The sequence below is a fragment of the Amycolatopsis sp. NPDC089917 genome, assembly GCF_040684635.1.
Classification (GTDB): Bacteria; Actinomycetota; Actinomycetes; order Mycobacteriales; family Pseudonocardiaceae; genus Amycolatopsis.
Genome location: NZ_JBFBGL010000039.1, coordinates 43634 through 59845 on the forward strand (window position 1 = coordinate 43634; position 16212 = coordinate 59845).

A 16212-nucleotide genomic window follows, 5' to 3' on the forward strand; every position below is an offset into this window, starting at 1 on the left:
TGCGGTAGCGTCCGGATCATGGAGTTCCGGGATTTCGGCGGCATCAAGGTGCGCCGCCCCGCGGTCGGGCGAAAGGACCTCACCGGCGAACCGGCCGTGTTCGAGGGAGACTTCGATTTCGACTCGGTCCATCTCGACGGCGGTGATCAGGACGGCGCCCGCGGCGGCGGCGAGATCGTGCGTTCCCTCGTCTCCGAAGTGAGCCTGGCGAACGCCCGACTCGACAGGCTGACGCTGTCCGACGTCGTTTTCGAAGGCGTCGACCTGTCCAACGCGGCCATCCGCGAACTCTCCGCACGACGCGTCGAAATCCTTCGCTGCCGCGCGATCGGGCTGGGTGTGTCGATCGCGTCCGCCTCCGACCTGTACGTCGAGAACGCGCGGTTCGACTACGCGTCGCTGGCGGTCGAACGGGTGAAGGGTCCGGCCGTGTTCTCCGGATGTTCGTTCCGGGAGACGGTGTTCTCCGGCGATCTGTCCCGGCTGACCTTTGTGGACTGCGACTTCACCGAAACGGAATTCGCGGCGACCGGCGCGGCGGACTGCGATCTGCGTGGTTCGCGGCTGTCCGGTGCCCGGGGCCTGCTCACCTTGCGCGGCGCGAAGATCACCGCCGGTCAAGCCGTTGCGATCGCGGGGATCCTCGCGGCCGAGAGCGGGTTGAAGGTCGTCGGATGACCCACGTCGCGCTGTTCCACTCGGTGCTGGGATTGCGGCCCGTGGAAATGACCTGGGCGGAACGCCTGCGCGCCGCCGGGTACGACGTCACCACGCCGGACCTCTACCGCGGCGAGACCGCGTCCACCCTCGAAGACGGCTTCGCGGTGAAGGACCGGATCGGGTGGGGCGCCCTCGCCGGGCGGGCCGCCGACGCCGTCCGGGACCTGCCCGGCGACACCGTGCTCGCCGGTATGTCGATGGGCGCGGTGATCGCCGGTACCTTGCTCCCGCACCGGCCGGACACCGCCGGTGTGCTCCTGCTCCACGCCATCATCGGTCTGCCCGCGAAAGTCCGTCCGGGCCTGCCGGTCCAGCTCCACGCGGGCGACCCGGACGACTTCGCGCCGCCGGCCGCGCTGCCCGGCTGGCTCGACGCGGCGACGAGATCGGGCGCCGACGCGAAGGTGTTCACCTATCCGGGAGCGGGCCACTTCTACACCGACAGCGGTCTGCCCGACCACGACGAGGACGCGGCGGCCCTTACCTGGCAACGAATCCTGGAATTCCTGCCGGATCAGCCTTCGGGATAGAAGACGAAGAGCGTGCACCCGGTCGCCGACGCGGGCACGTGCCACGAACCGGCCGGGGCGTGCAGGAAGGTCCCCGCCGGATAGTCGCGCGCGCCGTCGTTGAACGTGCCGGAGACGACGTACACCTCCTCGGAGCCCGGTTCGTGGACGTCGCGACGCGGCCACGAGGTGCCGGGGTCCATCTCCAGCACATTGGCGTGCGCCCCGTCCTGGCCTGTCCACAGTGGACGCACCCGGATTCCGGGGAAGAGCTCGCGGACGGGGGATTCCTTGACGGAGAAGGAAGTGTAGCCCTCTTGGGCGAGGATCTCGGGGTACATGAACTCATCGTGCCGTGATCATCGGGCCGCCGCACAGTGTCCGGGAAGACATCATGGGGTACTTTCTTGCCATGCATCGCGTGATGGCCCTCGTGCGTCCGGTGCAGTCGACCTTCGAGCTCGGGATCGCCGCCGAGGTCTTCGGCACGGAGCGGGCAGGCGTGCCGCGGCACTACGAATTCGACGTCTGCACGGAGAAACCCGGTCCGGTCCCGACCAGCGCCGGATACTCGATGGCCGTGACGCGAGGCCTTTCCGCGCTGGCGGACGCGGACACCGTGCTCATCCCGGGCTGGTCGCCGGTGGAAGCTCCGCTGTCGTCGGCCGTGCGCCGGGCGCTCCTCCGCGCGCACGCCAGGGGAGCGCGGCTCGTCACGATCTGCTCCGGCGTCTTCGCGCTGGCCCGCACCGGACTGCTCGACGGCAGGTCGGCGACCACGCACTGGGCCCGCGCCGCGCAGCTGCGGGAGGAATTCCCCCGGGTACGGGTGGAACCGGACGTGCTCTACGTCGACCACGGCGACGTCGCCACGAGCGCCGGGGCGGGCGCGGGGATCGACCTCTGCCTGCACCTGGTCCGGCGCGATCACGGGGCCGCGCACGCCGCCCTCGTCGCCCGGCACATGGTGATGCCGCCGCATCGCGACGGCGGTCAGGCACAGTTCGTGCCCGCCCCGCCACCAGCGGACGAACTGGACGGACTCCTCGCCTGGGCGGGTTCCCGCCTCGGGACGCCGTTGTCGGTGGGCGATCTGGCCGCGCACCTCAACCTCTCCTCCCGCACGCTGGCCCGGCGTTTCGCCGAGCGGCTCGGCACCACGCCGGGGGCCTGGCTGCTGACCCGCCGGGTGACCGAGGCACGCACCCTCCTGGAGGAGACGGACCTGCCGATCGAGGTGATCGCGACCCGCGTCGGCCTCACGTCGGCCGTCAACCTGCGCCGCCGTTTCCGCGACCGGCTCGGGACGACGCCGGGCGCGTACCGGCGCGCGTTCCGGGGTTCGGTTTCGCCATGAGCGGAACGGAGCACGCGGGACCCGGCCCGATGTCACGATGAGCGTATGGCGGACATCCTCCCTTTTCACCAGAAGCGCGCCACCACCGCGGATCGCGAACCCGAACCGCTGTGGCGTGACGTGCTGGGCCAGAGTCTGCGCGCGGCCCGGGAGGAACAGGGCGGCCGTCTCGTCGACGTCGCGGAACGCGCCGGGATCTCCCCGCAGTACCTCTCGGAGATCGAGCGCGGCCGCAAGGAGCCGTCCAGCGAGATGATCGCCGCGGTCACTGGCGCGCTCGGGATCGACCTGGCGGATCTCCTGTTCGGCATCGCGGGCACGGTCCGGCGGGGCGGCAGCACGGGCCTCGCGGTCGGCCGCCGCCCGGCGGGACCCGTGCTGATGGCCGCCTAGTTCCGGATGTCGAGCACCCGGTCCGCGAGCCCGTAGGCGACGGCGCCCGCCGCGTCGAACACGCGATCCCGGTCGGTGTCGTGCCGCAGATCCGCCACCGTGCGGCCGGTGTGCGAAGAAAGGATCTCCTCCAGCTGCGTCCGCACCCGCACGACCTCGTCGGCCTGCAGGATGAGGTCCGGGATCGTGCCGCGGCCCTGCGCCGCGGGCTGGTGCAGCACGACACGGGTGTGGGGCAGCACGAACCGGTGCCCGGCCTCGCCCGCGGCCAGCAGGATCGCGCCCGCCGCGACGGCCTGGCCGACGCAGGTCGTCGCCACCGGCGCCTTGATGAACCGCATGGTGTCGTACAGCGCGAGCATCGCCGACGGGTCGCCGCCTTCGGTGTTGATGTAGAGGTTGATCTCCTGCTCGGGGTTGTCCGCCTCCAGGTACAGCAGCTGCGTGATCAGCGCGTTCGCCACGCCGGAGTCGATCGCGGTCCCGAGGTAGATGATCCGCTCCGACAGCAGATGCGAGTAGACGTCCATGATCCGCTCGCCGGCGGGACTGCGGGAGATGACGTTGGGGATGGTGTAGGTGCTCATGCGCCGGCACCCCTTTCCGAGCCGAGGCCGAGTTTGTGGGTGCGGACGGGGACGACCTGGTCGAGGCTTTCGACGATGTGGTCGATGAAGCCGTAGTCCCGCGCCTGTTCGGTGGTGAACCAGCGGTCGTGGAGGGAATCGGCGAAGATCCGGTCGATGGGCTGCCCGGTGTCGTCGGCGATGAGCCCGAGGACCGTGTCCCGCGTGTAGCGCAGGTCGTCGGCCTGCACCTCCACCTCGACGGCCGAGCCGCCGATGCCCGCGGAGCCCTGGTGCATCAGGATCCGCGCGTGTGGCAGGGCGAACCGCTTGCCCGGCGTGCCCGCGGAAAGCAGGAACTGCCCGGCGCTGCAGGCCAATCCCAGCGCGAGGGTGGCGACGTCGCACGGCACGAGCCGCATCACGTCGCGGATGGCCAGCATCGAAGGGACCGAACCTCCCGGCGAGTGGATCCACACCGCGATGTCCTTGCGGGGATCCTCGCTCGCCAGCGACATCAGCTGGGTGGTGAGCACCGTCCCGTTGTCGTCGTCGAGCGCGCCGTCGAGGACCAGCACACGCTGGCTGAAGAACCGTTCCCGGAGCCGTTGGTCGAAGAGTGGCTGTTTCTCGTTGTCGGTCATGCCCCGACGATGCCGCCGGGGCCCGGCCGTCCGCCGGTTTCTCTGCTGTGAGCGGATCAGCCCACAGCAGTGCGCCGGGCCGGGACGAACCACACGGCGATCGTCAGGACGAGTGCCAGTGCGAGGACGAGGATGTCGAGAGTCAGTCCCGGTTGCGGGGCCTCGCCGAAGCCGCCCCATTCGGCCACGTTCAGCAGCACCACGCAGATCATCGCCAGCGAGGCCGAAACGGTGGCCAGGACCTGTCCCGGCCGGACCCTGACGAACAGGACACCGCCGCCGATCACGGCACCGATCCCGGCCAGGATGATGCCGAGCCTGCCGAGCAGGATCGGTGGCCAGTGCACGTCGAACAGGGCGTAGGCCCCGTGGATCATCATCGCGTCGCCCAGCAGGTAGAAGCCGAACAGGATGCCCGCCGCCCCGGCCAGGGTCGCGGCCGTCGACGGCGTGCCGATTCCGGTAGCGGGCCGCTGCGGTGACGGCAGGACCGGCACCGGGGTTTCGGCACCGTTCGCGGCCAGTGCCAGCATCGGGATCGCGTGATCCGGCAGCATCCGCGCGTGCGGCGCTTTCGCCAGCAGGCCGCGGAGGACGTCCGCCAGTGTCCCGTAGGTCCGGCTGAACACCGGCTGATCGTTGACGACGGCGTACAGCGTGGCCGCGACGTTCTCGCGCCGGAAGGGATTCGCGCCTTCGGTCGCGCTGAGCAGGGTCACGCCGAGCGACCAGAGGTCGGAGTGAGGAGTGCCTTCGTGTCCCGCGATCCGTTCCGGGGCAAGGAAAGCCGGCGAACCCGTCGGGTCGAGGGCCTGGGCGATCCCGAAACCGGTCAGCCTCGCCGTGCCGTCGGCGGACACGAGGATGTTCGCGGGCCGGACGTCGCCGTGCACGACGCCCGCCGCATGAGCGGCGGCGAGCGCGCCGAGGACCTGCTTGCCGATCTCGGCCGTCAGCCGCGGTGGGAGCGGGCCGGAGGACGCCAGGTCTTCCAGCGTCCGCGCGTCCACGAGGTCCATCACGATGAACGGCGTCCCGTCCGCCACCACGACGTCGTGGACGGGTACCACCGACGGGTGATCCACCACAGCGGCGGTGTCACGCTTGAGCCGTTCGACGGCGGCGGCGCGGGTGGGCTCGTCGAGCGCGGGCAGCGGCAGTTCCTTGATCGCGACCGGGCGCCCTTCCCGCCCGTCCTCGCCACGCCACAGCACGGCCGTCCCGTCGCCGCCCAGCTTTTCGAGCAGGGCGTAGCGCTCGGCGATCGTGCGCGAAACTGCCGTCACGGTTGGTCTCCTCGAAGTCCCGAAGTGTCTTCAGAGGACGCTAACCAGCCAGCATGAAAAACCGATGAAATGGCTGATCGTCCAGAATGACCGTCTCGGGCTGGATATATTCACAGTCATGGTGACCTTGGCGGCGCTGGTCGCGGACCCGGATCTCGAACTGCGGGTGGTCGTCCCCGGCCGCGACGGCGCACTGGCCGAAGCGGTGCTGTGGGTGCACAACACCGAGCTTCCCGACCCCGGGCCGTACGTGCGCGAGCACGAGGTCGTGCTGACCAACGGCCTGTGGCTCGACCGAGTCGATCCGGCGGACTTCGTCGCGCGAGTGGTCGGTGCCGGAGCCGCCGGGATCATCTTCGGGCTGCGCGTGGAACAACGCGACACACCTCCGGCCCTCGTCGAGGCGTGCCGCGAAGCCGGGTTGCCGCTGCTGGAGATCTCGGTGGCGGTGCCGTTCACGGCGGTCACCCGTGCGGCGGCGGCGATCCAGGCCGCGGACCGGCAGAACGCGCTGATGTCGTTGGTGCGCCGGGGGGACGAGCTGACCTCGGCGCTGTCGAGGGGCGCGGGCGCTTCCGGCGTGCTGGAGGTCCTGCGCCGCGAGCACGAACTGCCGCTCGCGGTCGTGGACCGGATGGGCCGTGAGCTGGCGTCGTCCGGCGCAGTGCTGGACGCCGGACAGACGCGCGCCGCGGCGGATGCCCTTACCCGGCATCCGCCGCCGTTGGAGGCGGGTCTCGGCGCGGGGACGCGGGCGGCGCTCTTCCCGGTCGGCGCGATCGGCGACGCGGACGCCGCGCTGCTGTGCCTGCGGCCCGTGGCAGGCCTGACACGGGACGAGCGCGACGCGCTGGAGCAGACCGCCCGCTACCTCAGCCTGGAAGTGGCCCGGCACCAGGCGGTACAGGCCATCGAGATGCGGTTCGCCGTCGAACTGCTGGACATGGTGCTCTCCGGCGCGCAACGCGTCGCCGAGGTGCCCGGCAGGCTGCGTGCTTTCGGGGTCGACCCGGACGGTCCGCTGGCCGTGATCGCGCTGGCGTTCGCGGGCGACGACGCCACCGCGACCCTGCCGGGGATGGCCGAGGCCGTGACGGATTTCCTGCTGGCGGACGGCTTGCCCGCGGTCGTGGCGGCGGGAAGCCGGGACGTCGTGGCGGTGCTTCCCTTCCGGTCGGGAAGGCAGTCGCCCGCCGCGTTCGCGCCCCGGCTGGCGGCGGCCGTGTCGCACCGGTTCTCCGGCGGTCGCGTGGTCGTCGGGCTGGCCGATCCCGTGTCCGGCGCCGCCGGACTGCGCGAACCGTTGTCGCGCAGCCGCGAAGCCTGCCGCGTGCTCCGCGGCAGGCGTGGCGGGCCGGTGTCGGCGAGTTTCGCCGAGCTGGGCAGCTACCGGCTGCTGCTGGAGTCGCACGACGAGCAGTGGCGGCACACGTTCGCCGACGTCCTGCTCGGGCCGCTGCGCGAGCACGACCGTGTCCGCGACGGCGACCTGGAGACCACCTTGCGGGCGTTCCTCGACCACGACGGCCAGTGGGCGGCCACCGCCGCGGCCCTGTTCGTGCACGTCAACACCTTGCGCAACCGGCTGGCCAAGGTCACCGAGCTGACCGGCCGCGACGTCGGGCGCACCGCGGACCGGGTCGACCTCTTCCTGGCCTTGGAGGCGGCTCAGTCCGGATAGACCGCCGGGTCGACTTCGAGGCGCCGCAAGGGTTCCGCGGGCAAGGCGGGGTCGGCCAGCGCCGCGGCCGCCACGTCCCGGCACCGGGCGAACCGGACGTCGCCGAGGCTCAGCCCGAACTCGATGAGCGCGCGCACCGCCTCCAGCCGTCCCGGCCTGCCCGACAGGAACGGGTGCAGGCACAGGTTGAACAGGCAGCGATACCGGCGCATCGCGTCGAGCTCCGCCCGCCACATCTCCAGCACCTGGACCGGTGACGTGATCACCGAGCCGATCCGCGGCGAGGGAAGGAACGCGTACTGCTCCCAGTCGTCGAGCGACCAGTGCACCGGCAGCTCGGCGATCCGGCCCGCCCCGGTCTCGATCAGATACGGCCGATCGTCGGCCATCAGCGACGAGTCGTAGCTCAATCCGTGTTCGGCCACCAGTGCCGGAGTGTCCCAAGTGGACTCCCAGCCGGCCGCGCGATGCCCGCTGATTTCGATGCCCTGGCTCGCGAAGACCGCCATGCCCCGTTCGAAATCGGCCCGCTGCTCGGCGGCGGTCATCGTGGTCGGCGGCCGGTGGCTGTAGGAGTGGTGGGCCACCTCGTGCCCGCGCTCCACGATCGTGGCGGCCAGGCCGGGCCGCTGTTCGGCGACCCAGCCCGGCACGAAGAACGTCGCGGGCACGGCCAGTTCGTCGAGCAGGTCGAGGACGCGCGGCACCCCGACCCGTGGCCCGTAGGCCTGATGGGACATGGTCGACAGGTGGTCGGCGTAACCCCTTCCGTGCGCGAGGATCGGGGATTCCGCGTCCACGTCGAAGGTCAGGGTCGCCACCGCGGCCGCGCCGCCGTGCCAGCTTGGTTCGGTCACGCTTGCCGACTCTCCCGCCAGCGGCGCGCGTTCGCCACCGTGACCGTCGGGGAGACCATCGCCCGGTCGAACTCCGCCAGGGGTTCGGACGCGGCGACGCGGGCGGGCAGATCCGGGTTGGCCAGGGCGCCGTGCCCGATCGAAAGCACGTCGGCGTGCCCGCCGGCGAGCACCTCCTTCGCCTGGGCGAGGTCGTGCATGCCGCCGTTGGCGACCACCGGAAGGCCGGTGACCTTCCGGGCGAGGGCGGTGATGGTGTCGCCGTCGGCCAGTTTCGCCGTTTCGAGCCAGTTCCGGCCCTCGCTGGCGATGTGGAGGTAGTCCGCGCCCGCCTCGGCGACCGCGGCGAAGATCACCTCGGCGTCTTCGCGGCCGCCGGGCCAGCGGTAGGTGAAGTCGTTGACCTTCGTCTGCGACAGCCGCACGCCGGTCACCAGCTCCGGGACGGCCTCGGCGACGGCGGTCACGACGCGGGCGGTCAGCCGGATCCGGCCGGCGACCGAGCCGCCGTAGGAGTCGGTGCGCCGGTTGGTGTAGTCGGTGAGGAACTGGTCGAGCAGATACCCGTTGGCCGCGTGCACCTCGACGCCGTCGAACCCGGCTTCACGAGCGCGCCGGGCCGCCACCGCGAAACCGTCGACGATGCCGTCGATCTCGGCGGTGGTCAGCTCGCGGGGCGCGACCCACGGACCGGAACCGCCGTACGCGGGCATCATCTCCCCGCGCGGCTGGACGGCCGAAGGGCCGACGTTGTGGCTCTGGTGCGGATTTCCCTGGGAGATCGCGCCGGCGTGCATGAGCTGCGCGATCATCCGCCCGCCCGCCGCGCGTACTCCGGCGGTGACGACGCGCCAGCCCGCGACGTGCTCGTCCCGCGCGAGACCGGGCTGGTTGAGGTACCCCTGGCTGGCCGCCGTGTCGGGGTAGATGCCCTCGCTGAACACGAGCCCGAACCCGCCGCGGGCGAATTCGGCGTAGTAGTCGGCCATTTCGCCGGTCGGCGTGCCGTCGGGCGCGGCCGAGACCCGGGTCATGGGGGCGACGGCGTAGCGGTTGCGCAGCGCGAGACCGCCGAGGGTGGTCGGGGCCAGCGCGGGGTGGGCGTGGCCGACGGTGGTGGTCATGATCGTGTTCCTCCATTGTGGACGGTTTCGATGGCGAGGGGGGAGAGTCCGGCGTCGCTGATCCCGACGAGATCCTGCGGGCAGGCGGAGACCACGACGACGCAGTCCAGTTCGGCGCGCAGGGTGACCGCGTCGCCGGGACGCGAGGTCGCGGTCAGCCAGCTCAGGCGGCCGTTCGCGTCGACCGGGATGCGCATGAAGACGTTGATCGGCTGCGGGGTCGGTCCCGTGAAGCTCAGGCCGGTCTCGCTCAGCGCCTCACGCAGGTTCGTAGCGCAGGAGCGGTGACCGGGTGCCCCCAGCGCGGCGTACCGGGCCGGGTCGCAAGCGGGGATGAGCATGTCGTGTTCGCCGGGGGAGGTGTCCTCGACGAGGGTCAGGATCGGGCGGCGCCGGTCGGTCACGAAGGACTCGCCGAGGGCGGGGAACAGCCTGTCGTTCGCTGCGCGAGTGTGTGCGGCGCTGTGGTGCTCGGCCAGCGCGGGCCCGCTGTCGGCGAACGCGAACACGTCGCCTACCTGACCGCCCTCGACGTCGATCACCCGGACGAGGTCGCCTGCCGCCACCCGGACGGCCTTCGCGGTGCCCGGTGGCACTTCCGTTCTGCTCATGCCTTCAGCAAACAGGTGCCGGCCGTCCGGCCGCCATGGAGAAACCTCCATGAATGACGGTCTTGAGTAGAGGAAGCTCTAGGTGGCGCTGGTCTGGATAGTCTCGTGAGCCACTTTCGGGACGTCTCCAGACACTCGTTACCCCTCCGGGAAACCATCGCCGCGTGGCCGGTTGGACGACACGCGCGTGGCCGAGGTCCCGCCGCGAGTCGTCCGCCTGGACACGTGTGTCGTCCATCGGATCACGCGCGTCGTCCCTCCAGCCACGCGAAACCGCCCGCCAGTGGGCACCGAAGCCCACGGTCGGTCCCGACCCGCGCGCCCGCTCCCGCGCCACCTGGGCCGAGCTGGTCTGGTCGCCCTTCCCGAGATAGTTCAGGTTTTGACCATTTTTGAGAACTCGGGTTAGTGTTCGGCGATGGAAGACGTGGACGCGGCGGGGCTGGACTTCTGGTCGTTCGTGGCGCTGGCGAACCGGCGGCTCGCGCAGGAGTACGGCTTCCGGCACCAGCTGGCGACCGAGGTGCTGCTGACCCTCAACCGCGCCTCCGACCTGGTGACCTACGACCTCGAAGCCGCGGTGCACCGGCCGCGCGGGCGATCGTGGTCGGCGTTCCGGCTGCTGTTCGTTGTCTGGCTCGCCGGGCCGCTCGAACCGACGAGCGCGGCCAGGCTGACCGGGATGAGTCGGGCGGCGGTGTCGAACCTGGTCAAGACGCTGGTCGCGGACGGGATGCTCCACCGGGTGCCGGACGAACGGGACGGCCGTTCGGTGCAGCTGTCGCTGACCGAGGCGGGGCACAAGGAGATGGTCTCGGTCTTCCGCGAGCACAACGAACGCGAATTCGGCTGGACGAACGCGTTGACCGAGACCGAACAGCGCATCCTCGTGATGCTGCTGGGCAAGCTGATCACGAGCCGCGCGGAGTTCGGCACGCGGAGCCGCAAGTAGCCCTTCCCGTCGCCCCGAAGACCGGACTACGCTGCCCGATGGGTAGTCAAAGTGTGAACTAAATCGGCGAGGAGGAGACCATGGTGGACGGCGGACGGATTCCCGCGCTCTTCGCCGGGCTGTGCGACGACGCCGCGGTGTTCCCACCGGGCCTGGCACCGCTGCCGGACGCGGTGGCGGCGCACGACGAACACGTCTCCGCCTGGTACGCCGGTCTCGTCGGACCGCTGGTGGTCGCCGCCACCGCGCTCGGCGAGCTCGCCGGGGTGCTGGGCGACCGGGAAGTCCCGCTGCCGGTCGCGATCACCCTGCCCGGCGGACCCGCGCAGCGCGACGGCGTCCTCAACGCCGTCGCGACACTGCCGGTGAAACTCGACGCGCTCGAGATCGCCGTCCCGGACGGGATGGGGCCGGACGAGGTACTCGCCGCCCTTTCCGCCGCCACCGCACCGGTCTTCGTCGAGATCCCGCGTGACGACCGGCGCGTCCCGCTGCTGACCGCCCTGTCCGGCACCGGCCACCGCGCGAAGTTCCGCACCGGTGGCGTCCGGGCCGACCTGTACCCGGACGAGGCCGAGCTCGCGGCCGCCGTCCGGGCGGCCGTCGAGGCGGGCGTTCCGTTCAAGGCCACCGCCGGCCTGCACCACGCGCTCCGCAACACCGACCCGGGGACCGGCTTCGAACAGCACGGCTTCCTGAACCTGATGCTCGCCACCGACGCCGTCCTCACCGGCGGGGACGCGGAAGCCGTTCTCGCCGAACGGGACGGCGCAGTCCTCGCCGGACGGCTGCGTGACCTGGGACCGGAGCGCGCCGTGGCGGTCCGCGCGGCCTTCACGTCGTTCGGCACCTGCAGCATCACCGACCCCCTGACCGAACTGGCCGGACTCGGCCTGCTCGAGGCGCCCCGAGGAGAGGCATGACCACGATCGACATCCCCGCAGACTCGTTGTTCGGGATCGAAAACCTGCCGTACGGTGTGTTCTCCGTCGACGGCGATTCCCCGCGCGTCGGCGTGCGGGTCGGGGACTCCGTCCTCGACCTGGCCGCGGCACTCGGCGACGACGTCTTCGCCGCACCGTCGCTGAACCCGTTCATGGCGCAGGGATACGACCGCTGGGTGGAGATCCGGGCGCGGATCCGCGACCTGGTCACCGGCGAGGTCCCCGACGGCGCGGTCCACCCCGTCGGACGGGTGACTCTGCACCTGCCGATCGAGGTCGCGGACTACGTCGACTTCTACGCTTCCGAGCATCACGCCTCGAACGTCGGCAGGCTGTTCCGGCCGGACGCGGAACCGTTGCTGCCCAACTGGAAGCACCTCCCGGTCGGCTACCACGGGCGGTCCGGGACGGTCGTGGTCTCCGGGACCGACATCGTGCGCCCGAGCGGGCAGCGCAAGGCCCCGACAGGCGCGGCGCCGGTGTTCGGCCCGAGTGTGCGGCTGGACATCGAAGCGGAGATGGGCTTCGTCGTCGGCGCCGGAACCCCGCTGAACACCCCGATCACCCCGGATGCCTTCCCTCGTCACGTTTTCGGCGCGGTCCTGCTCAACGACTGGTCGGCCCGCGACATCCAGGCGTGGGAGTACGTCCCGCTGGGCCCGCACCTCGGCAAGAGCTTCGCGACCTCGATCTCCCCTTGGGTGGTCCCGATCCTGGCGCTGGAGGCCGCGCGGATCCCGCTGCCGGGTCAGATCGATCCTCAACCGCTGCCGTACCTGCGCGAAAGCTCGCCGTGGGGTCTCGACATCGATCTGGTCATCGAATGGAACGGCGAAGAGGTCAGCCGCCCGCCTTTCCGTGAGATGTACTGGTCGCCCGCCCAGATGCTCGCGCACCTGACGGTCAACGGCGCCTCCTCGCGCACCGGCGACCTGTACGGCTCCGGCACGATCTCCGGCCCGGAGAAGAACCAGCGCGGCGCGTTCCTCGAATTGTCCTGGGGCGGAAGGGAACCGCTCACGGTCAAGGGGGAGGAGCGCACCTTCCTGCTGGACGGCGACGAGGTCGCGATCACCGGGACCGCGCCCGGCGCGAACGGCGCGCGGATCGGGTTCGGTGAAGTGCGGGGCCGCGTGCTGCCCGCCTAGCCGTCGGTTCCGCCGGTCGCGCGCAGGAGTTCCTCCACGGCGTCCTTATCGGGGCTTTTCACCGCTGTGTAGAGACGGAGTGCCTCGGTGGCGTGGGCTCGGCCGGCGGTGAGGTCTCCGAGGGCGTGGTGCAGCCGCGCCAAGCCATGGTGAGCCCGAGCCTCTTCGAGGGCGTAGGCGATGCCACGGGCGAGGAGCAGCGCCCGCTGGAACTGTTCGAGGCCTTGTCGAGGAGTGGACGCCGCGGAGGCCAGCCTGTTGAGCAGCTCGACTTCGAGGCCGGGGTTTCCGCTGACAAGGGCCAGTTCCAGCGCGCGCCGGTAGCTGGCGCGCGCCCCCGGGAGGTCGTGCTGCGCCCGTTGCAGGTCGCCGAGGCTGGCCAGCGCCACGCCGCCGAGACCCGCGGAGCCGGCTTCCTCCGCGATCGCGATGCTGCGTCGAAGGTGATCGATGGCCTCCTCGTGGCGGCCGAGTTTGCGGTAGCAGTCACCCAGGTTGTTCAGCGCTGTCCCGTAGGTGGTGGACCGAGGTCCCGTGGCGCGGCTGGCGCCCAGCGCGCGGACGTAATGGGTGAGCGCCGTTTCCCGGTCGCCGCGGTCGTCGTAAACGAACGCGATGTTGGTGTTCGCCGCATAGTCCAGAAGCGGATCGGCGTCGGAGCGGCCAAGGGCCTGGCGGAGCTCGTCGAACGCTTCGTCGTAGCGGCCGAGACGGACAAGGGCGTACCCGCGCGAGCAGAGCGCGTGAGCGTGGTCGATCCCTCCCGGGCCGACGGCGTCGCGAGCAGCGGTGTGCAACGCCAGCGCGTCCTGGAAGTGACCGCAGCCGTCCAGATACCGGTACAACGTGGTGGACAGGTGGGTGACGACGGCCGGAAGGCCCAAGGCGGCGGCGTGGCATGCGGAGGCGATGAGATTTTCGCGTTCGGCGTCCAGCCAGCCGCGGGCGGCGGCCCCGTCGGAAAACGTCACCGAGGGCCCGGCGAGGGGCGGGATCGAAGGCCGCCGGTGACTTTCCGCGGGCGCGAACCGCTCCGCGGCGATCGACGCCACGTGACAGTGGTGGTCGAACAGGTGCGTCAGCGCGTCCCGGCGGTGGACCTCGGTGTCGTGGGCCTTGACGAGCTCGGCCGCGTACGCACGCGTGAGATCGTGCATGCGATAGCGGCCGGGGCGGTGTTGCTCGACCAGGCTCGCCATCTCGAGAGTGGTGAGAACGGTCCGGGCGGCCGGACCGGTCAACCGGCAGAGGGCCGCGGCCGAGGAGAGGGCGATGTCGGCGCCGGGCGCGAGGCTGAGCCACCGGAACATGGTCGCGGCCCGGTTGTCGAGGATCCCGTACGAGGCCGAGAACACCGCGCGCAGGTTCCAGGACAGCTCCCCGGTGTCGAGAGCTTCCAGCGGCTCGGTGTCAGCGCGAAGTTCGGCGGCGAAACCGGCGAGCGGGAAGCCGGGATGGTTCCCGGCGCGGCTCGCCACGATGGCCAAGGCCAGCGGAAGGCCCGCGCAGTGGTGCAGCAGCTGTTCCGTGGACTCCGGGTCGGCGTCCAGGGTGGCCGCTCCGAGGTGGCGGACGAGAATCCCGCGTGCCTCGGACTCGGCGAGAACCCCCAGCGGCAGCGGCTGGGCGGCGTGGGTGGCCACGAGCCCGTTCAGCCGGTGGCGGCTGGTGATCAGCACGGTGCTGGATCGTCCGCCGGGGAGCAGCGGGAGCACCTGCGCCGTCTCACGTGCGTTGTCGAGCACGACGAGAAGGCGCCGGTCGGCGACCAGGCTCCGGTACAGCGCCGCTCGGGCGTCGGCGTCCTGGGGAATCGCGGCGGGCGCGACGCCGAGCGCGGTCAGGAATCCGTGGAGCGCCGAATCCGGGGACACGGGATCGGAGGCCGGATCGAAGCCTCGGAGATTCACGAAGAGCTGGCCGTCCGGGAACTCGGGGACGTGGTCGTGCGCCCACCGCAGAGCCAGCCAGGTCTTCCCGACGCCCCCGCCGCCCGACAGCACCCGGACCGTCCCCTCCGGTCCGCTCTCCTCGAAGTGATCGGGCGATCCGTCCAAGGCGGAGAGTTCGCGGGTCCGGCCGATGAAGCCCCGGGGTTCCGCAGGAAGCTGACGCGGCACCACCTGAGCGGGCGTCGTCCCCTGCCGGGACATGTCGAGCTCGGGCGCGGCGGAGAGGATCCGACGGTGTAGTTCCCGCAAAGAGGCGCCGGGATCCGTGCCCAGCTCGTCGGCCAGCCGGAGCCGGACCTGCCGGTAGTGCTCCAGGGCATCGGCCTGTCTGCCGCTGCGGTAGAGCGCGAGCATGTATTGCCCGGCCACCCTTTCGTCCAACGGGAATTCCCCGGTCTGCCTGATCAGCGCGGGAAGCAGTTCCGTGTGCCTGCCCAAGCGCAGCGCGACATCCTGGCTGTCCAGCTCCGCTGTCCTGAATTGCTGGCACAACTGATCTCGCAGGGCGCCCATCCAGGGCGTGTCCACGATCGGCACCGGCTCGCCTGCCCACGTCTTCAAGGCGGCTGTGAAGAGTTCGAGCGCGCGCGTGTCCTCGTCGCAGTTACGCGCCATGTCGACGGTTCGCTCGAACCGGTACAGGTCCACCGTCATCGGATCCGCCCTCAGCACGTACCCGGCGGCCTGTTTGCCGATGGTCACCTCGGCGCCGGGCGCGAGCACGCCGCGCAGGCGGGAGACGTAACCGTAGAGCGCCTCCCGGGGACGTCTCGGAAGGCGCTCACCCCATACCCGGTCGGCGAGTTCGTCGACCGGCACCGGGGTGCCCAGGTCGGCCAGCAACGCCACCAGCACCGCCCGCTGACGGGCGAACCCGGCGGAAACGGCGTGCCCGTCGACGAGCACTTCCAGACCGTGTGAAAGGCGGAACTCCACCGTCATCGCGACCCTCCCCGTCTTCACACGATGACCCAGCCCTGCGGCTTCAAGGTTTCTTACCAGACTTCCACACAGCCTCAGGTCTCACTATTCATCGAGATCAAGGGAGGGAAGAGCTCATGGGAATGCTGGATGTCGAAGTCGCCCGCAGCGAAGCCTCCGTACGCGCTCGAGGTTTGGCCGCCGAGGTGAACCGGCGGGCCGAACAAGAAGCCAGGCGCGAGATCGACGGCCGCGAAGTCCAGGCGAGGAAGGCGTGTTCAAAGTGAAGCGTGTTGCTTTCTTCGTGGCAGGGAGTCGGATCGACATGTACCGCTGTGGCACGTCTCGGATCCCGTGGAGTTCCGCCGGTTCCTGGGGGAACAACCAAACGCGCGGCACCGTCGCCTGGTTCCGCGAGGCGCCGTCCGACAATCACTTGTACGACTGGTACCCGATCCACGACGTGATCAACTGCTGACCGGCCTGGAAAGTGCCTGTACCGGGGGTGATCCGGTCGGCCGGCCGCAGCCGCGGGGAGTCGACCGGG

Annotated in this window: 16 protein-coding genes; 8 read left to right on the plus strand and 8 right to left on the minus strand. The window is 70.8% G+C overall.

Features of this window, described 5'->3' with window-relative positions; translation table 11 throughout:
- Nucleotides 1–18 precede the first annotated feature (18 nt).
- The gene (locus AB0N89_RS26420) at nucleotides 19–678 is read left to right on the plus strand and encodes a pentapeptide repeat-containing protein (RefSeq protein ID WP_364209212.1); all 660 of its coding nucleotides are present in this window, start codon (nucleotides 19–21) and stop codon (nucleotides 676–678) included.
- Nucleotides 675–1250 (plus strand): dienelactone hydrolase family protein, encoded by a 576-nt coding sequence (locus tag AB0N89_RS26425; RefSeq protein WP_364209215.1) that lies wholly within the window; start codon nucleotides 675–677, stop codon nucleotides 1248–1250. Before AB0N89_RS26420 ends, AB0N89_RS26425 begins: the two co-directional genes overlap by 4 nt.
- Here the strand turns inward: AB0N89_RS26425 and AB0N89_RS26430 are convergent.
- The gene (locus AB0N89_RS26430) at nucleotides 1235–1570 is read right to left on the minus strand and encodes a cupin domain-containing protein (RefSeq protein WP_364209218.1); all 336 of its coding nucleotides are present in this window, start codon (nucleotides 1568–1570) and stop codon (nucleotides 1235–1237) included. The genes AB0N89_RS26425 and AB0N89_RS26430 overlap by 16 nt on opposite strands.
- A 71-nt stretch (nucleotides 1571–1641) precedes the next feature.
- Between AB0N89_RS26430 and AB0N89_RS26435 the strand changes: the two genes are divergently transcribed.
- Both AB0N89_RS26435 and AB0N89_RS26440 read left to right on the plus strand, forming a co-directional pair.
- Nucleotides 1642–2586, plus strand: coding sequence for a helix-turn-helix domain-containing protein (locus tag AB0N89_RS26435; protein WP_364209221.1), 945 nt, complete (start codon nucleotides 1642–1644; stop codon nucleotides 2584–2586).
- A 45-nt stretch (nucleotides 2587–2631) separates the two neighbouring features.
- Nucleotides 2632–2979, plus strand: a complete 348-nt coding sequence (locus AB0N89_RS26440) for a helix-turn-helix transcriptional regulator (protein WP_364209224.1) — start codon at nucleotides 2632–2634, stop codon at nucleotides 2977–2979.
- On the opposite strand, the gene AB0N89_RS26445 is transcribed toward AB0N89_RS26440, so the two are convergent.
- From AB0N89_RS26445 to AB0N89_RS26455, 3 genes are read right to left on the minus strand one after another with little or no spacing between them, the layout of a single operon-like run.
- Nucleotides 2976–3566: an ATP-dependent Clp protease proteolytic subunit gene (locus AB0N89_RS26445; protein ID WP_364209227.1), complete on the minus strand. Its 591-nt coding sequence runs from the start codon at nucleotides 3564–3566 to the stop codon at nucleotides 2976–2978. The two genes, AB0N89_RS26440 and AB0N89_RS26445, sit on opposite strands and share 4 nt — an antisense overlap.
- The gene (locus AB0N89_RS26450) at nucleotides 3563–4189 is read right to left on the minus strand and encodes an ATP-dependent Clp protease proteolytic subunit (protein WP_364209230.1); all 627 of its coding nucleotides are present in this window, start codon (nucleotides 4187–4189) and stop codon (nucleotides 3563–3565) included. Before AB0N89_RS26450 ends, AB0N89_RS26445 begins: the two co-directional genes overlap by 4 nt.
- Before the next feature lie 56 nt (nucleotides 4190–4245).
- Entirely contained in the window at nucleotides 4246–5475 is a 1230-nt protein-coding gene (locus AB0N89_RS26455) for a serine/threonine-protein kinase (protein ID WP_364209233.1), read from the minus strand.
- 118 nt (nucleotides 5476–5593) lie between these two features.
- Between AB0N89_RS26455 and AB0N89_RS26460 the strand changes: the two genes are divergently transcribed.
- Nucleotides 5594–7156, plus strand: a complete 1563-nt coding sequence (locus AB0N89_RS26460) for a helix-turn-helix domain-containing protein (protein ID WP_364209236.1) — start codon at nucleotides 5594–5596, stop codon at nucleotides 7154–7156.
- Here the strand turns inward: AB0N89_RS26460 and AB0N89_RS26465 are convergent.
- Genes AB0N89_RS26465 through AB0N89_RS26475 form a run of 3 tightly spaced genes read right to left on the minus strand, consistent with a single transcriptional unit; the run spans nucleotide 7144 to nucleotide 9748 of the window.
- A complete protein-coding gene (locus AB0N89_RS26465) occupies nucleotides 7144–8013 on the minus strand; it encodes a polysaccharide deacetylase (protein ID WP_364209239.1) in 870 nt (289 codons plus the stop codon). The genes AB0N89_RS26460 and AB0N89_RS26465 overlap by 13 nt on opposite strands.
- Nucleotides 8010–9137, minus strand: a complete 1128-nt coding sequence (locus AB0N89_RS26470; RefSeq protein ID WP_364209242.1) for an NADH:flavin oxidoreductase — start codon at nucleotides 9135–9137, stop codon at nucleotides 8010–8012. The genes AB0N89_RS26465 and AB0N89_RS26470 overlap by 4 nt, the downstream gene beginning before the upstream one ends.
- Entirely contained in the window at nucleotides 9134–9748 is a 615-nt protein-coding gene (locus AB0N89_RS26475) for an urea carboxylase-associated family protein (RefSeq protein WP_364209245.1), read from the minus strand. Before AB0N89_RS26475 ends, AB0N89_RS26470 begins: the two co-directional genes overlap by 4 nt.
- A 418-nt stretch (nucleotides 9749–10166) precedes the next feature.
- Between AB0N89_RS26475 and AB0N89_RS26480 the strand changes: the two genes are divergently transcribed.
- The 3 genes from AB0N89_RS26480 to fahA all read left to right on the plus strand — a co-directional run bounded on the left by AB0N89_RS26480 (nucleotide 10167) and on the right by fahA (nucleotide 12792).
- The gene (locus tag AB0N89_RS26480) at nucleotides 10167–10700 is read left to right on the plus strand and encodes a MarR family transcriptional regulator (RefSeq protein WP_364209248.1); all 534 of its coding nucleotides are present in this window, start codon (nucleotides 10167–10169) and stop codon (nucleotides 10698–10700) included.
- An 80-nt stretch (nucleotides 10701–10780) separates the two neighbouring features.
- Nucleotides 10781–11623, plus strand: coding sequence for a hypothetical protein (locus AB0N89_RS26485; protein ID WP_364209251.1), 843 nt, complete (start codon nucleotides 10781–10783; stop codon nucleotides 11621–11623).
- The gene (gene fahA, locus AB0N89_RS26490) at nucleotides 11620–12792 is read left to right on the plus strand and encodes a fumarylacetoacetase (protein WP_364209254.1); all 1173 of its coding nucleotides are present in this window, start codon (nucleotides 11620–11622) and stop codon (nucleotides 12790–12792) included. Before AB0N89_RS26485 ends, fahA begins: the two co-directional genes overlap by 4 nt.
- Here fahA and AB0N89_RS26495 read toward each other — a convergent pair.
- Nucleotides 12789–15686, minus strand: coding sequence for a BTAD domain-containing putative transcriptional regulator (locus AB0N89_RS26495; RefSeq protein ID WP_364209257.1), 2898 nt, complete (start codon nucleotides 15684–15686; stop codon nucleotides 12789–12791). The two genes, fahA and AB0N89_RS26495, sit on opposite strands and share 4 nt — an antisense overlap.
- Between the last annotated feature and the right edge of the window lie 526 nt (nucleotides 15687–16212).

What these genes read in the sequence shown, in the direction of transcription:
- AB0N89_RS26445 (WP_364209227.1), bottom strand. Translation starts at nt 3,566, where the DNA reads ATGAGCACCTACACCATCCCCAACGTCATCTCCCGCAGTCCCGCCGGC.
- fahA (WP_364209254.1), top strand. Translation starts at nt 11,620, where the DNA reads ATGACCACGATCGACATCCCCGCAGACTCGTTGTTCGGGATCGAAAAC.
- AB0N89_RS26480 (WP_364209248.1), top strand. Translation starts at nt 10,167, where the DNA reads ATGGAAGACGTGGACGCGGCGGGGCTGGACTTCTGGTCGTTCGTGGCG.
- AB0N89_RS26440 (WP_364209224.1), top strand. Translation starts at nt 2,632, where the DNA reads ATGGCGGACATCCTCCCTTTTCACCAGAAGCGCGCCACCACCGCGGAT.
- AB0N89_RS26485 (WP_364209251.1), top strand. Translation starts at nt 10,781, where the DNA reads ATGGTGGACGGCGGACGGATTCCCGCGCTCTTCGCCGGGCTGTGCGAC.
- AB0N89_RS26420 (WP_364209212.1), top strand. Translation starts at nt 19, where the DNA reads ATGGAGTTCCGGGATTTCGGCGGCATCAAGGTGCGCCGCCCCGCGGTC.
- AB0N89_RS26450 (WP_364209230.1), bottom strand. Translation starts at nt 4,189, where the DNA reads ATGACCGACAACGAGAAACAGCCACTCTTCGACCAACGGCTCCGGGAA.
- AB0N89_RS26495 (WP_364209257.1), bottom strand. Translation starts at nt 15,686, where the DNA reads ATGACGGTGGAGTTCCGCCTTTCACACGGTCTGGAAGTGCTCGTCGAC.
- AB0N89_RS26470 (WP_364209242.1), bottom strand. Translation starts at nt 9,137, where the DNA reads ATGACCACCACCGTCGGCCACGCCCACCCCGCGCTGGCCCCGACCACC.
- AB0N89_RS26475 (WP_364209245.1), bottom strand. Translation starts at nt 9,748, where the DNA reads ATGAGCAGAACGGAAGTGCCACCGGGCACCGCGAAGGCCGTCCGGGTG.
- AB0N89_RS26460 (WP_364209236.1), top strand. Translation starts at nt 5,594, where the DNA reads ATGGTGACCTTGGCGGCGCTGGTCGCGGACCCGGATCTCGAACTGCGG.
- AB0N89_RS26425 (WP_364209215.1), top strand. Translation starts at nt 675, where the DNA reads ATGACCCACGTCGCGCTGTTCCACTCGGTGCTGGGATTGCGGCCCGTG.
- AB0N89_RS26435 (WP_364209221.1), top strand. Translation starts at nt 1,642, where the DNA reads ATGCATCGCGTGATGGCCCTCGTGCGTCCGGTGCAGTCGACCTTCGAG.
- AB0N89_RS26430 (WP_364209218.1), bottom strand. Translation starts at nt 1,570, where the DNA reads ATGTACCCCGAGATCCTCGCCCAAGAGGGCTACACTTCCTTCTCCGTC.